Here is a 14,106-nt window from a genome sequence, read left to right on the forward strand (position 1 = left end):
GACTTGGCGATGCGCTACCGGTAACCGTTCCTCGGTCCAGCGGTGGCGCACGGGAGCCCTGCGGCAACTGCCGTGTGGAAATCACCCGATGGGGTGCCCCTCCCGGGGGCGGGGCACCCCGATGTCTCAGATGCCCGCGGCCGCCGAAAGGTCCCGCTTGATCTTCGCGAGCAGGTCCTGGGCCTTGGCGTGAGCCGCGGGGAGGTTGTCCCGGGTGCCCACGGGCACCACGACCTCCAGGTAGCACTTCAGCTTCGGCTCGGTGCCGCTGGGGCGGACGATGACGCGGGCGCCGTCCAGCGTGTAGCGCAGGCCGTCCGTCGGCGGGAGCTTGTCCGTGCCCTTCGTCAGGTCCTCTGACTTCGTGATCGCCAGGCCCGCGAGCTGGGTGGGCGGCTGCTCGCGCAGGCGCCGCATGGCGTTCGCGATGACCGACAGGTCCTCCACGCGGACCGAGAGCTGGTCGGTGGCGTGCAGGCCGTACTCGACGGCGATGTCGTCGAGGAGGTCGAGGAGGGTCCTGCCCTGCTCTTTGAGTTCGGAGGCGAGTTCCGTGACGAGGAGGGCGGCGGTGATGCCGTCCTTGTCGCGTACGCCGTCCGGGTCGACGCAGTACCCCAGCGCCTCCTCGTAGCCGTACCGCAGGCCCTCCACGCGGGCGATCCACTTGAAGCCCGTCAGGGTCTCCTCGTACGGGAGCCCCGCCTTCTCGGCGATCCGGCCGAGGAGGGAGGAGGAGACGATCGACTCGGCGAAGGTGCCCCGCGCGCCGCGCCGCACGAGGTGCTGGGCGAGCAGCGCGCCGACCTCGTCGCCGCGCAGCATCCGCCAGTCCGCACCCTCCTTGACGGCCACCGCGCAGCGGTCGGCGTCCGGGTCGTTGGCGATGATCAGGTCGGGCTCCGTCTCGCGGGCCTTCGCGAAGGCGAGGTCCATCGCGCCGGGCTCTTCCGGGTTCGGGAACGCGACGGTCGGGAAGTCAGGGTCGGGTTCCGCCTGCTCGGCGACGAGGGCCGGCTCCGGGAAACCGGCCCGCGCGAACGCGGCGAGCAGCACGTCCTTGCCGACGCCGTGCATCGCCGTGTAGACGGTGCGGGCGGTGCGGGGGGAGCCCTCGGACAGTACGGCGTCCGTGCGGGCCAGATAGGCGTCCAGGACGCTCTCGTCGAGGGTTTCCCAGCCGGAGTCCGGGCGCGGGACGTCGGCGAGTGCGCGGACGGCGTCGATCTCGGCTGCGATCTCCGCGTCCGCCGGGGGGACGATCTGCGAGCCGTCGCCGAGGTAGACCTTGTAACCGTTGTCGCGGGGCGGGTTGTGGCTGGCGGTGACCTCCACGCCCGCCGCCGCGCCGAGGTGCCTTATGGCGTAGGCGAGGACGGGGGTGGGGAGCGGGCGGGGGAGTACGGCTGCCCGGAGGCCCGCGCCCGTCATCACGGCGGCGGTGTCCCGGGCGAAGTCCGCGGACTTGTGGCGGGCGTCGTAGCCGATGACCACGAGGCCGTCGGTCTGGCCCTTGGCCTTGAGGTACGCCGCCAGGCCCGCGGCCGCGCGGATCACGACGGAGCGGTTCATGCGCATCGGGCCCGCGCCGAGCTCGCCCCGCAGGCCGGCGGTGCCGAACTGGAGGGTGCCGCTGAAGCGTGCGGCGAGCTCGGTGACGTCCTCGGCGTCGATGAGCTTGGCGAGTTCCTCACGGGTCTCCGCGTCGGGGTCCTCGGCCAGCCACGCCTTGGCCCGTGCGATGAGTTCGTCGTGCACGTCGGGTGAACCTCTCTGTTCGTGTGTGCGTTGCTGTGTACCCACGTTTTCGCCCCCGCCGCCCCTACCCGACCCGTACCTGGGGGCTGCGCCCCCAGACCCCCGCTATCGGCCTGAACGGCCTCGTCCTCAAACGCCGGACGGCTGAAGTCAGCCCCTCCGGCGTTTGAGGAGCGGGTTCTGGGGCGGAGCCCCAGGAAGATGGGGGAGGGTAGGGGCGGCGGGGGCGAAAAACTACAGCCGGTCCAGCACCTGGGTGAGGAGCGCCCCCATCCGCGTGGCCGAGTCGCGGCCGGCCTGGAGGACCTCCTCGTGGTTGAGGGGCTCGCCCGTCATACCGGCGGCGAGGTTGGTGACCAGGGAGATGCCCAGCACCTCGGCACCGGCCTCGCGCGCGGCGATGGCCTCGAGCGTGGTCGACATGCCGACGAGGTCCGCGCCGATGACGCGGGCCATCCGGATCTCGGCCGGCGTCTCGTAGTGCGGCCCGGGGAACTGCGCGTAGACGCCCTCCTCCAGGGTGGCGTCGATCTCCTTGCACAGCGTGCGCAGCCGGGGCGAGTACAGGTCGGTGAGGTCCACGAAGTTCGCGCCGACGATCGGCGAGGTGGCCGTCAGGTTGATGTGGTCGCTGATCAGCACCGGCTGCCCGGGGCGCATGCCCTCGCGCAGACCGCCGCAGCCGTTGGTGAGGACGATGGTCTTGCAGCCGGCGGCGACGGCGGTACGGACACCGTGCGCGACGGCGGCGACACCGCGGCCCTCGTAGTAGTGGGTGCGGCCGAGGAAGACCAGGGCGCGCTTGTCACCGATCCGGTACGAGCGGATCTTGCCGCCGTGGCCCTCGACCGCCGGCGGGGGGAACCCGGGCAGCTCGGTGACCTGGAACTCAGCCTCGGGGGTGCCGAGCGCGTCCACGGCCGGCGCCCAGCCGGAGCCCATCACGAGGGCGACGTCGTGGGTCTCGGCGCCCGTGATCTCGCGCAGGCGCGTGGCGGCGGCGTCGGCGGCGGCGTAGGGGTCGCCCTGGATGTCGTCCGGAAGAAGAGATGCGTTCACGCGGATGAGGGTAGCTGGTCCAGGCCTACGCGCGTAGATGACAGAGCTCACGGTCTTGCGATCGTTGTCTTGTCGTTTCCAACAAAGGGGAGCCTTCGTTGGAGATGGGGGATTCCCGGGGTGACCCTCAGCAGGGCCGCTTGCGCAGCTCCATCACGTAGTCGTGCGGCGCCCCCGCCGACTCGGCGGCGTCGGCGATCTCACCCAGGTACCGCGCCGACGGCAGTCCGCCCTCGTATCCGTTCAGTACGTACACCCACGCCGGTTCCTCCCCCTCCAGCGTGTGCACGCGTACGCGCATCCGCCGGTATATGTCGAGGCCGACACCCTCCCAGCGGTCCATGGAGTCCTCGTCCAGGGGTGCGATGTCGTACAGCGTCACGAAGACCTGTGACCGCGGTGCCTCGACGATCGTCGCGAGCGCGCCCTCCCAGCCCATGTGCTCGCCCCCGAAGGTCAGCCGCCAGCCGTTCAGCCAGCCCGTGGCACGCAGCGGCGAGTGCGGAGCGCGGCGCGTCATGAGCCGCGGGTCGAGATTGCCGGCGTACGCGGCGTAGAGCGACATGGGGTCGAGGGTACGGCAGGGACACGTACACCTCTCGCGTAACAGAAGTAGCTCAGATGCACAGTCGTAGCCCCCCTGGGCGGAAGCACCTTGAAGCGTGCGGGACAATGGAGTACGTGACTCGGATCGTGATCATCGGTGGCGGACCCGGCGGATACGAGGCGGCCCTGGTGGCCGCCCAGCTCGGCGCGGAGGTGACCGTCGTCGACTGCGACGGTCTGGGCGGGGCGTCGGTGCTCACCGACTGCGTGCCGTCGAAGACCCTTATCGCTACGGCCGAGGTGATGACCACCTTCGATTCGTCGTACGAGGAACTCGGCATCATCGTCGCCGACGACACGCCTCCCATGGAGCAGGCCGCCCGGGTGGTGGGGGTCGATCTCGGCAAGGTCAACCGCCGGGTGAAGCGGCTCGCGCTGGCCCAGTCGCACGACATCACCGCCTCCGTGACCCGGGCCGGTGCCCGGGTGCTGCGCGGGCGCGGGCGGCTCGTGGGCATGCAGGGCCTGGACGGTTCGCGCAAGGTCGTCGTACGCGCCGCGGACGGGACCGAGGAGACGCTCACCGCCGACGCCGTGCTGATCGCCACCGGCGGGCACCCCCGTGAGCTGCCCGACGCGCAGCCCGACGGGGAGCGGATCCTGAACTGGACCCAGGTGTACGACCTCGACGAGCTCCCGGAGGAGCTCATCGTGGTCGGGTCCGGTGTCACCGGTGCCGAGTTCGCCGGCGCCTACCAGGCCCTCGGCTCCCGCGTCACCCTCGTCTCCAGCCGCGACCGCGTGCTGCCCGGCGAGGACCCGGACGCCGCGGCCGTCCTGGAGGACGTCTTCCGCCGCCGCGGTATGAACGTCATGGCGCGCTCCCGCGCCGAGTCCGCCAAGCGGGTCGGCGACCGGGTCGAGGTCACGCTCTCCGACGGCCGGGTCATCTCCGGTTCGCACTGCCTGATGGCCGTCGGCGCCATCCCGAACAGCAGCGGCATGGGCCTGGAGGAGGCCGGGGTCAAGGTCAGGGACTCCGGACACATCTGGACCGACAAGGTGTCGCGCACGACCGCCCCCGGTGTGTACGCCGCGGGTGACGTGACCGGCGTCTTCGCCCTCGCGTCCGTCGCCGCCATGCAGGGCCGCATCGCCATGTACCACTTCCTCGGCGACGCGGTGGCCCCGCTGAACCTGAAGACCGTCTCCTCGAACGTCTTCACCGACCCCGAGATCGCCACCGTCGGGTACACCCAGGCCGACGTCGACGCGGGCAAGATCGACGCCCGTGTCGTCAAGCTGCCCCTGCTGCGCAACCCGCGCGCCAAGATGCAGGGCATCCGGGACGGCTTCGTGAAGATCTTCTGCCGCCCCGGCACCGGGATCGTGGTGGGCGGTGTGGTCGTGTCTCCCCGCGCCTCGGAACTGATCCACCCCATCTCGATCGCGGTCGACAACAATCTGACGGTCGAACAGATCGCGAACGCGTTCACCGTGTATCCGTCCCTGTCGGGCTCGATCGCCGAGGTGGCACGGCAGTTGCACACCCGGAAGACCGCGGGCGAGGGCTGACCCGTAAAGGCGACTCTTCGCTGGTCACGGGGAGTTGTCGACCATTCGTGCGGCATAGGCGGTGCGAGTAGGCGCCTATACCACTTCGGGCCCTGCCATGCGAACAACTTCTGTTATTCGGCGCAAACTGCTGAAAGCAGACGGTCGTTGGGGTTACTGTCAGTTTCGTGTTCGCTGCAGAACGTCGCCAATTGATCCTCGAAATGGTGCGAGCGAATGGAGCCGTGTCGCTCCGTGAGCTCGCCCGCGTCGTCCAGACCTCCGAAGTGACCGTACGGCGGGACGTGCGCGCACTGGAGGCAGAAGGACTCCTCGACCGCCGGCACGGCGGTGCGGTATTGCCGGGCGGGTTCACGCGGGAGTCCGGCTTTCCGCAGAAATCGCATCTCGCGACCGCCGAGAAGACGGCCATCGCCGATCTCGCCGCGGGTCTCGTCGAAGAGGGCGAGGCCATCGTGGTGGGGGCGGGTACGACCACGCAGGAGCTGGCTCGCCGGCTCGCGCGAGTACCCGGGCTGACCGTCGTCACCAATTCCCTCTTGGTGGCCCAGGCGTTGGCCCACGCCAACCGTGTGGAAGTCGTGATGACCGGCGGCACCCTGCGCGGTTCCAACTACGCCCTGGTCGGCTCCGGTGCCGAGCAGTCCCTCCAGGGGCTGCGGGTCTCCCGGGCCTTCCTCTCCGGGAGCGGGCTGACCGCCGAGCGCGGACTCTCCACGTCCAACATGCTGTCGGCGTCCGTGGACCGGGCGCTCGTGCAGGCCGCCGCGGAGGTCGTGGTCCTCGCCGACCACACCAAGCTCGGTACCGACACGATGTTCCAGACCGTGCCGACCGACCTGATCACCCGCCTGGTCACGGACGAGCCGCCCGTCCACGACGACCGCGCGGTCACCGAGCTGCAGGCCCTGGCAGATCAGGGCGTACAGATCGCGGTGGCCGGCCCGTCGGGCGGCAGTGCTTCCGGGGGCGATCCGGTCCCGGCGGGGCGCCAGTCACGCCGGGACGCGACCCTCCCGGGGCCGCGGCGCGGTCAAGTGCCAGGTGCGGGACCGCAGTTGCGCAGCGCGACCGTCCTGGGGGAGCAGCCTCCGGGAGAGCGTGCGCGGGTCGCGGATCTGCGCCGACGCTGACCGTCCGCTCCGGCGGGGTCACGCTTTCAGACCCCGCAGGGTCAGTGTCAGCAGCCGGTCGGCCAACTCCGGCTCGTCCGGGGTTTCCTCGGCCGCCAGCGCGATCGCGTTGGTGAGCTGAAGGAGGTCACCGATCGATACGTCGGGGCGTACGGCGCCTGCCCGTTGTGCACGGGCGAGCAGGGCGCTGCCCGCCTCGCGCATCGGCCCGCTGCACCGCGCGAGGTCCGAACTGTCGTCCTGCGAAGCCGACATGAGGGCACGCGCGAGCCCGCGGTACGCACTCGCGTGGGTGATGATCTCGCGCAGCCAGTCCACCAGGGCGGAGCACGGCTGCGGGGCGTCGAGGAGCTCGCGCGAGCGGGCCAGCAGGTCACTCACCGCGTCCTCGAAGACCGCGCTCATCAGGGCGTGCCGGCTCGGAAAGTGACGGTAGAGCGTGCCGATTCCGACGCCCGCGCGCCGAGCCACCTCCTCCAGGGAAGCACCGGTTCCGTGCTCGGCGAACGCGGAACGCGCCTCGACGAGCAGCCGTTCGTAGTTGCGCCGGGCGTCGGCACGCAGGGCGCGCGGCGCCCCGGGGTTCTCCGCGGCCACGCCTGCCCCCGCTCTCTCCCGTGCGGTCGCGCCCACCATGGCATCCACCTGCCCTCTCCTGCCGCGCGGCTGCCGTACAGCATGCCATCGAGAGCGCGCGAGCGACCTCCCCGAGCTGGTGAAAGCCGTACCTTCTTCTAGTACGTCCCTTTACACGTCCCTTTAGCACGTCCCTTTGGTACGCCCCTTGGCGGGAGCAGCGCCGGGAGAGTGCGCATGGAGATCAGCGGTACGGACGGACAGCGTGTGCTGCGGCTCGTACGGGAAGTCGAAGAGGCCGCGTCCGTCGAGGAGTCGCGGGAACGGGCGCTGCGGGAACTGATGGAGCTGATCCCCAGCGACGCGGGGCAGTGGTACCGGCTCGCCGCCGACGCCGCCGGCCTGGCCGCCGTCTCGCATCCCGAGGATTCCTTCCACGAGGACCCGATGGTGATCTACGACCATCCTCTGGACCACCCGCTGACCGAGATCATGCTCCAGACCCCGACCCCCGAGGCCTGGAGGGTCAGTGACGTGGCCGGCGACCGGCAGTGGCAGCGCACCCACTGCTACAACCTGGACTTCCGACCCTTCGGACTGCGCCGCCACCTGGTCGCGTCGGGCGGATCGGACCAGACGGTCGTCAAGGGGTACGCCCTCGTCCGCAGCGGCGGCGATTTCACCGAGCGGGAACGCGATCTGTTCGGCTTCGCCCAGCTCCAGCTCGCCGCAATGGAGCGCCACTTCAATGAACGGGAGCGGCTGCGCGCCCTCTCCGCCCTCGCCCTGGAACTGGTCGGCAGCCAGGGCCGTGGCATCGCCGCCCTCGACGAGAACGGGCACCCCTACGCCCTCAACGCGGCCGCCGCCGGGCTGCTGCCCCTCGTACGCGACGACCCCCGCCTCTCCGGCACCGATCCCTTCGTCGTGCGGCATGTCGAAGTGCGGCCCGTCGCGTCGATCACCCCCGGGCTCCCGGACCTGCTCCTGCTCCGCGACCTCGCCCAAGGCCTGGCCGCCGCCCGGCTGTTCGGCGTGACCGAGCAGGAGCACCGGACCCTGCTGCACCTCGACAAGGGTCGTACGGCCACGGAGGCGGCGAAGAAGATGGGGCTCTCGGCGGCCACCGTACGCGGCTATATCGCTTCTCTGCACCGCAAGTTGGAGGCGGGACACACGGCGGCGCTGCTGCGGCGCGGGCGGGATCTGGGGCTGCTGGCCGACTGACCTCCAGGCGCGGCCCTCTGGCGCGCGATGACACGACATGTCGCGACTGGTCAGAATTGACGGATGGTCATCGGGTGGGCCCTGTCGTTTCACTGGGCGCAGGGCGCCCCGATCGGGGCCGGCCGCCAAGGGGGACTCCTATGACCGCGACGCCGTCACGCGAACATTTGGTTGCCGGAGACCCGGCATCGATGGCCACGACAGGCCGCAGGCTCATGGGCGTCACGGCGGTGCTCGGCCCGCTGCTGCTCGCCGTCGCGGTGGCTCTTCTCCCGTACGGGACCGACGACTCCAGTACGGAGATGGCCAAGAAGATCGCCGGACATCAGACAGTCACCGAACTCACCATTTGGGGCTGGGCGTTCGGGATGATCGCCCTCGTGGCCGGGACCCTTGTCGTCGGGTTGCTGGCCATGCGGTACTCGCCGAAGCTCGGTCTGTGGGGAATGCTCCTGCTCGGCACCGGATTCCTCGCGCTCCTCACGACCCCGTCGATGGACACGGTCGCGCTCGGCGGGCTCGACAAGGGCGTGAGCCAGTCGGTGCTGGCGAAGACCGGGGACGGGACGTACGCGCTGGCGGTGACGACCGTTCCGCTGATCTACTTCGTCCTGGCGCACGTCGTGGGTGCGATCCTCCTCGGCGTGGCCCTGCTGCGGGGCCGGGTGATCCCGGCCTGGGCCGCCTGGCTGCTGATCCTCTCCATGCCGCTCAACGTGGTCGGTTACGGGGGCGGCCTGATGCCCGTCACCGTCCTCTCCTTCGTGATGATGGGCGTCGCCTTCGGTGCAGCGAGCCTCGTCGTCAGCCGTCAGGGCATCGGCTGGGTGCGTGCCACATAGCCCTACGACCACTGTGGGACGGGGGAGAAAACGAAGCGCCCGGCGGACTGACTGCTCCAGTCCGCCGGGCGCTTCGGATGTCGTACGACCGTGTATCAGTCCTTGATCTCGCAGATCGCGGCGCCCGAGGTGATGGACGCGCCGACCTCGGCGCTGAGGCCCTTGATGGTGCCGGAACGGTGGGCGTTCAGCGGCTGTTCCATCTTCATGGCCTCCAGGACGACGACCAGGTCGCCCTCCTTGACCTCCTGGCCCTCCTCGACGGCCACCTTCACGATGGTGCCCTGCATCGGGGAGGCGAGGGTGTCACCGGAAGCGACCGGGCCGGACTTCTTGGCCGCCCGGCGCTTGGGCTTGGCGCCCGCCGCAAGACCGGTGCGGGCCAGCGACATGCCCAGCGAGGACGGGAGGGAGACCTCCAGGCGCTTGCCGCCGACCTCGACGACGACGGTCTCGCGGCCCGGCTCTTCTTCGGCCTCGGCGTCGGCCGGGGCCGAGAAGGCGGGGATCTCGTTGACGAATTCGGTCTCGATCCAGCGGGTGTGGACCGTGAACGGGCCGTCGGAGCCGGTGAGTTCGGGGGCGAACGCCGGGTCCTTGACCACCGCGCGGTGGAAGGGGATCGCGGTCGCCATGCCCTCGACGTTGAACTCGGCGAGCGCGCGGGCGGCCCGCTGGAGGGCCTGCTCACGGGTGGCGCCGGTGACGATCAGCTTGGCGAGCAGGGAGTCCCAGGCCGGGCCGATGACGCTGCCGGACTCGACGCCCGCGTCCAGCCGGACGCCCGGACCGGACGGCGGCGCGAACACGGTCACCGTGCCGGGGGCCGGGAGGAAGTTGCGCCCCGGGTCCTCGCCGTTGATGCGGAACTCGAAGGAGTGCCCACGCAACTCCGGGTCCCCGTAGCCGAGTTCCTCGCCGTCGGCGATGCGGAACATCTCGCGGACCAGGTCGATGCCCGCGACCTCTTCGGTGACGGGGTGCTCGACCTGGAGACGGGTGTTGACCTCCAGGAAGGAGATCGTGCCGTCCACGCCGACCAGGAACTCGACGGTACCGGCGCCGACGTACCCGGCCTCCTTCAGGATCGCCTTGGACGAGGAGTACAGCTCCTGGACCTGAGCGTCCGACAGGAACGGCGCCGGGGCCTCCTCCACCAGCTTCTGGTGGCGGCGCTGGAGGGAGCAGTCACGCGTGGACACGACGACCACGTTGCCGTGGGAGTCGGCCAGGCACTGCGTCTCCACGTGCCGCGGCTTGTCCAGGTAGCGCTCCACGAAGCACTCGCCCCGGCCGAAGGCCGCGACGGCCTCGCGGACGGCGGACTCGTACAGCTCGGGGACCTCTTCGAGGGTGCGGGCAACCTTCAGGCCGCGCCCGCCACCGCCGAAGGCGGCCTTGATGGCGATCGGCAGCCCGTACTCCTGGGCGAAGGCGACGACCTCGTCGGCGCCCGAGACCGGGTCGGGGGTGCCCGCGACGAGCGGGGCACCGGCGCGCTGCGCGATGTGCCGGGCGGCGACCTTGTCACCCAGGTCGCGGATGGCCTGCGGGGGCGGGCCGATCCAGATCAGGCCCGCGTCGAGAACCGCCTGCGCGAAGTCGGCGTTCTCGGAAAGGAAGCCGTAGCCGGGGTGAATGGCATCAGCCCCCGAGTCCTTGGCGGCCTGCAGCACCTTGGCGATGTCCAGGTAACTGGTGGCCGGGGTGTCACCGCCCAACGCGAACGCTTCGTCCGCCGCACGGACATGCAGAGCGTCCCGGTCCGGTTCCGCATACACGGCAACGCTCGCGATCCCGGCATCCCGGCACGCCCGGGCCACGCGGACAGCGATTTCGCCACGGTTGGCGATGAGCACCTTGCGCACGATGGCTCCCTCCTTGAAACAAGCCGAGTTTAGGGACTGCCGACACGACCTTTCGACCCGTCCCCAATGGTGAGCTTGCCCACACGGAGCGTGATGCGAGGCTCGCTCGACCCGCGAAATCCCTTGTCGCACCGCGGCACGCAGGAATCCTTGCCTGAACCCTAGCCCTCCGATGTGGCCAAGGTCTCTGTGAGGCCGTGCTGCGCGACACAGGGTTTCTTTGTCGAGTCCCTACGAATGGCCCAATGATTCTTTGCCCGTGGCAGACCTCTTGTCCCGGGGTTTACCCGTTAGTAGCGTTCAGGATGTCTCGAACGTACTTGGGGTAACAGCACTCGGAAGTGGGTGGGGACCGGTGGTACGCAGACCGGTGGCGTGGGTGACGGCGATCGTGCTCTTCGTGGAGGCGATCGGCATCGCTCTGCTGAACTGGTTCCTCGGCGTCGTCGTCGACCGCCAGGACATGTCTCTGGCGGGCCTCGACTCGGACATGATGTCCGTCTCGTCGAAGGTGGGTGGGCTGGTCTTCGGACTGTATTTCGCCGCGTGCGGACTCGCCGCCCTGCTCGTCGCCCTGCGCGACCGCGGGCCGGGCCTCGTCGGCCGCATCCTGCTCATCAGCGTGGCCGTGGTGCACGGTCTGCTCGGCGCGTTCACGGTGGGCCTGGTGGGCTGGGGCGCGTTCGCCTTCATGATGGTGGTGCTCGGGCTGATCGTGTTCACGCTCTTGGCGTACGGGAACGGGGGCGCGGGCGGTGTGAAGGCGGAGGCGTCGGGCGGGCCGGGCGAGGGGGCGGCGCCTACGAACGGGGCTGCGACCGCGTGAGGACGACTACCTCGTCGGCCATGGCGATGACCATGTCGGGGCCTTGGGTGCGTACAGGCCACGGCTTCCACGTCCTCGGCATGACCGGTGAGCACCGCCCGCAGCTCGGCCTCCAGGCCGTCCTCGACGGCGGTCTCGTCCCACGGGGGTACGTCCATCGAGCGGGTGTCCGGTTCGAAGTGCAGGTCGCCGTAGAACGCGCACGTCACGTCGGACGGTTCCACGCGCGCCGAGCCGTGAGCCGAGCCGTGAGCGGAGCCTTGGAAGAACACGCCGTCCAGCAGGGCGGGCGCGAAGTCGCGGTGTAGTTGCTCAGGACCCAGGAAATCCTGGCCGATGCCATGCACGAGCACGATCCGCGCCATGTCGCCAACCCCCGCGTGTACGCCGCCCGTTCACCAGACGCGGGCGAGGATCACGTCCACAGCTCGGTGATGGAGATCCCCAGCTCGGCCAGCAGCCGGCGCACCAGTGGCAGGGAGAGCCCGATGACGTTGCCGTGGTCGCCGTCGATGCCCTCGATGAACGGGGCCGAACGGCCGTCGAGGGTGAACGCGCCTGCCACATGGAGGGGTTCGCCCGAGGCGACGTAGGCGGCGATCTCGGCGTCGGTCGGTTCGCCGAAGCGGACGACGGTGGAGGCGACCCCCGCGACGTAGCGCTTGGCCGTCGTGTCGTAGACGCAGTGCCCCGTCTGGAGCGTCCCGGCCCGGCCGCGCATCGACTTCCAGCGGGCGGTGGCCTCCTCGGCGTCCGCGGGCTTGCCGAGGGCCTCGCCGTCCAGGTCGAGGACCGAGTCGCAGCCGATCACCAGGGCGCCCTGGACCTCGGGCTTCGCCGCCACGACGGAGGCCTTCGCCTCGGCCAGCGCGAGGGCCAGTTCGGCGGGGGTGGGCGCGGTGACGGCGTCCTCGTCGACCCCGCTCACGATCACCTCGGGGGCGAGTCCGGCCTGCCGCAGCAGGTTGAGCCGGGCGGGGGACTGGGAGGCGAGCACGAGACGGCGGCGCGGCTGATCGGTCATGCGATCAGGGTATCGGCGCGCCTCACATGATGCCGAGAACGATCATCGCGAGCACCATGGCCAGCGCCATGAGAACGCCCAGGCGTCGCAACATGTCCTGCATGTCGCGGAGTTCCTTGGGGGGCTCGTTCTCCGGGTCGGACCACAGCATGTCTTCGATCGTGCGGCGGCGAGGCCCTGCGCGCCTGAGTACGCGTACTCAACTTGCGGTCGTCCTGTGTAAATGGGTCTGGGGTTTCTTTAGCGAGTCGGGGCCTGCTACGGTCGTGGGAACCATTAAAGGGACCCTGGTCCCCTTTAGGGAGGAACTGCCGTGTTCACCAGCGCCTGGACCGCATCGCCCCAGCTCCCCAGCGACGGCTTCACCCCGAACTGGTCGCGGGAGGGCTTCTGGCGCCAGTCGCTGCGCCAGGTCGTACGCCTCAGTGCGGGTCGCGGCCGGGTCCGTGTCCGGCTCACGAACGCGTACGGCACCTCGCCGCTGCGGATCGCGGGCGCCACCGTGGCCCGTGCAGGCGAAGGGGCCGCTGTCGAGGCGGGTTCGGTGCGGCGGCTGACCTTCGCGGGGGCCGCTTCGGCCGAGATCCCGGCGCGCGGGCTCGTCGTCAGCGATGCGGCCGAACTCGCCCTGGAAGCACGGGGGTCGTTGACCGTCACCCTCCACCTGGACGCCGTCACCGGGCCCGCGACCTTCCACGCGCAGGCCTTCGCGACGAGCTACCGGGGTGCGGGCGACCGCCTGGAGGACGTGACGGGTGAGTGCTTCGGCGAGGTGACCGAGTCCTGGTACTTCCTGTCCGCCGTCGAGGTCGACGCGGGCCGTACGGATGCCGTCGCGCTCTTCGGGGACTCCCTCACCGACGGCTTCGGCTCGACCCCGGGCGCGAACCGCCGCTGGACCGACGCGCTCGCCGAACGCACCGGGCGGCCCGTGCTCAACGCGGGCATCGGCGGGAATCTGCTGCTGAGCGACTCGGCCTGGTACGGCGAGAAGGGCGTCCACCGGCTGGGGCGCGACGTCCTCGACCACCCGGGCGTGGCGACGCTCGTCGTGCTCCAGGGGCTCAACGACATCGGCTTCAGCGAGACCGGCGAACAGCCGACGTACAAGCCCGCGCCGGTCATCGAGTCCGACGAACTCATCGACGGCTACCGGGAGTTGATACGACAGGCCCGCGCGCGGGGGCTACGGGTGATCGGCTCGACCCTGCTCCCCTTCGGCGGCTCCGATCACTGGGGCGAGCACGCGGCGAAGGTGAGTCACGAGGTCAACGAGTGGATCCGCGGCTCGGGCGAGTGGGACGCGGTGGTGGACCTGAACCGCGTACTGGCCGATCCGGCGGACCCGGACCGGCTGCACCCGGCGTACGACTTCGGCGATCACCTGCACCCGGACGATGCCGGGTACGTGGTGATGGCCGAAGCCGTGGCGAAACTGCTCTAGCCGGGCCAGTACGTACGGCCCCACGCCTTCGGGCCCGGGATCGGCAGGCGGCTCATGGCCACCCGGGCCGGGTCCGCCCAGGCGTCCGGCTCGTGGGGCGCGCCGGACGGGGCGGAAGCGGCCGCCGCGGCGCGCGCCCGGACCACCGCCAGTGCGGCAGCCAGCTCCTCCGGGGTCGGATTGCCCCGTACGACCTTGATCGTCATGTCTGCTCCAAGGGTCCCAGGG

At 70.4% G+C, this 14,106-nt stretch carries 15 protein-coding genes; 7 read left to right on the plus strand and 8 right to left on the minus strand.

What is annotated here, in order from left to right; all coding sequences use genetic code 11:
- Positions 1–126: 126 nt before the first annotated feature.
- The 3 genes from ACZ4WS_RS06005 to ACZ4WS_RS06015 all read right to left on the minus strand — a co-directional run bounded on the left by ACZ4WS_RS06005 (position 127) and on the right by ACZ4WS_RS06015 (position 3,382).
- Entirely contained in the window at positions 127–1,758 is a 1,632-nt protein-coding gene (locus ACZ4WS_RS06005) for a phospho-sugar mutase (RefSeq protein ID WP_467977579.1), read from the minus strand.
- A gap of 234 nt (positions 1,759–1,992) precedes the next feature.
- Complete coding sequence (locus ACZ4WS_RS06010) at positions 1,993–2,817, minus strand: purine-nucleoside phosphorylase (RefSeq protein WP_467977580.1); 825 nt, start codon at positions 2,815–2,817, stop codon at positions 1,993–1,995.
- A gap of 127 nt (positions 2,818–2,944) precedes the next feature.
- Entirely contained in the window at positions 2,945–3,382 is a 438-nt protein-coding gene (locus ACZ4WS_RS06015; RefSeq protein ID WP_330306915.1) for a gamma-glutamylcyclotransferase family protein, read from the minus strand.
- A 56-nt stretch (positions 3,383–3,438) separates the two neighbouring features.
- On the opposite strand from ACZ4WS_RS06015, the gene ACZ4WS_RS06020 reads away from it, so the two are divergent.
- Positions 3,439–4,938, plus strand: a complete 1,500-nt coding sequence (locus ACZ4WS_RS06020) for an NAD(P)H-quinone dehydrogenase (RefSeq protein WP_467977582.1) — start codon at positions 3,439–3,441, stop codon at positions 4,936–4,938.
- Between the two features lie 167 nt (positions 4,939–5,105).
- Positions 5,106–6,071, plus strand: coding sequence for a DeoR/GlpR family DNA-binding transcription regulator (locus ACZ4WS_RS06025; protein WP_467977584.1), 966 nt, complete (start codon positions 5,106–5,108; stop codon positions 6,069–6,071).
- 18 nt (positions 6,072–6,089) lie between these two features.
- Here ACZ4WS_RS06025 and ACZ4WS_RS06030 read toward each other — a convergent pair whose 3' ends face one another.
- A complete protein-coding gene (locus ACZ4WS_RS06030) occupies positions 6,090–6,635 on the minus strand; it encodes a TetR/AcrR family transcriptional regulator (protein ID WP_467978317.1) in 546 nt (181 codons plus the stop codon).
- A 249-nt stretch (positions 6,636–6,884) separates the two neighbouring features.
- Between ACZ4WS_RS06030 and ACZ4WS_RS06035 the strand changes: the two genes are divergently transcribed.
- Positions 6,885–7,874 carry a helix-turn-helix transcriptional regulator gene (locus ACZ4WS_RS06035; RefSeq protein ID WP_467977585.1) on the plus strand — a complete coding sequence of 330 codons (990 nt, stop codon included), beginning with the start codon at positions 6,885–6,887 and terminating at the stop codon, positions 7,872–7,874.
- 191 nt (positions 7,875–8,065) lie between these two features.
- Positions 8,066–8,716: a hypothetical protein gene (locus tag ACZ4WS_RS06040; protein WP_467977586.1), complete on the plus strand. Its 651-nt coding sequence runs from the start codon at positions 8,066–8,068 to the stop codon at positions 8,714–8,716.
- Positions 8,717–8,811: 95 nt separating this feature from the next.
- Here ACZ4WS_RS06040 and ACZ4WS_RS06045 read toward each other — a convergent pair whose 3' ends face one another.
- Positions 8,812–10,584: an acetyl/propionyl/methylcrotonyl-CoA carboxylase subunit alpha gene (locus tag ACZ4WS_RS06045; RefSeq protein ID WP_467977588.1), complete on the minus strand. Its 1,773-nt coding sequence runs from the start codon at positions 10,582–10,584 to the stop codon at positions 8,812–8,814.
- Positions 10,585–10,939: 355 nt separating this feature from the next.
- Here ACZ4WS_RS06045 and ACZ4WS_RS06050 point away from each other — a divergent pair, with 355 nt between their 5' ends.
- On the plus strand, positions 10,940–11,410 hold the full coding sequence (locus ACZ4WS_RS06050; protein ID WP_467977589.1) for a hypothetical protein: 471 nt from the start codon (positions 10,940–10,942) through the stop codon (positions 11,408–11,410).
- 20 nt (positions 11,411–11,430) lie between these two features.
- Positions 11,431–11,718, plus strand: coding sequence for a hypothetical protein (locus ACZ4WS_RS06055; RefSeq protein ID WP_467977591.1), 288 nt, complete (start codon positions 11,431–11,433; stop codon positions 11,716–11,718).
- Positions 11,719–11,825: 107 nt separating this feature from the next.
- On the opposite strand, the gene ACZ4WS_RS06060 is transcribed toward ACZ4WS_RS06055, so the two are convergent.
- Positions 11,826–12,434: a Maf family protein gene (locus ACZ4WS_RS06060; RefSeq protein WP_467977593.1), complete on the minus strand. Its 609-nt coding sequence runs from the start codon at positions 12,432–12,434 to the stop codon at positions 11,826–11,828.
- Between the two features lie 22 nt (positions 12,435–12,456).
- Complete coding sequence (gene mmpB, locus ACZ4WS_RS06065; RefSeq protein WP_327431229.1) at positions 12,457–12,585, minus strand: morphogenic membrane protein MmpB; 129 nt, start codon at positions 12,583–12,585, stop codon at positions 12,457–12,459.
- A 162-nt stretch (positions 12,586–12,747) separates the two neighbouring features.
- Here mmpB and ACZ4WS_RS06070 point away from each other — a divergent pair, with 162 nt between their 5' ends.
- Positions 12,748–13,878, plus strand: a complete 1,131-nt coding sequence (locus ACZ4WS_RS06070) for an SGNH/GDSL hydrolase family protein (RefSeq protein ID WP_467977595.1) — start codon at positions 12,748–12,750, stop codon at positions 13,876–13,878.
- Here the strand turns inward: ACZ4WS_RS06070 and ACZ4WS_RS06075 are convergent.
- Positions 13,875–14,084, minus strand: a complete 210-nt coding sequence (locus tag ACZ4WS_RS06075) for an acyl-CoA carboxylase epsilon subunit (RefSeq protein WP_467977597.1) — start codon at positions 14,082–14,084, stop codon at positions 13,875–13,877. The two genes, ACZ4WS_RS06070 and ACZ4WS_RS06075, sit on opposite strands and share 4 nt — an antisense overlap.
- Positions 14,085–14,106 lie beyond the last annotated feature (22 nt).

The organism is Streptomyces sp. NPDC029292 (assembly GCF_055569295.1).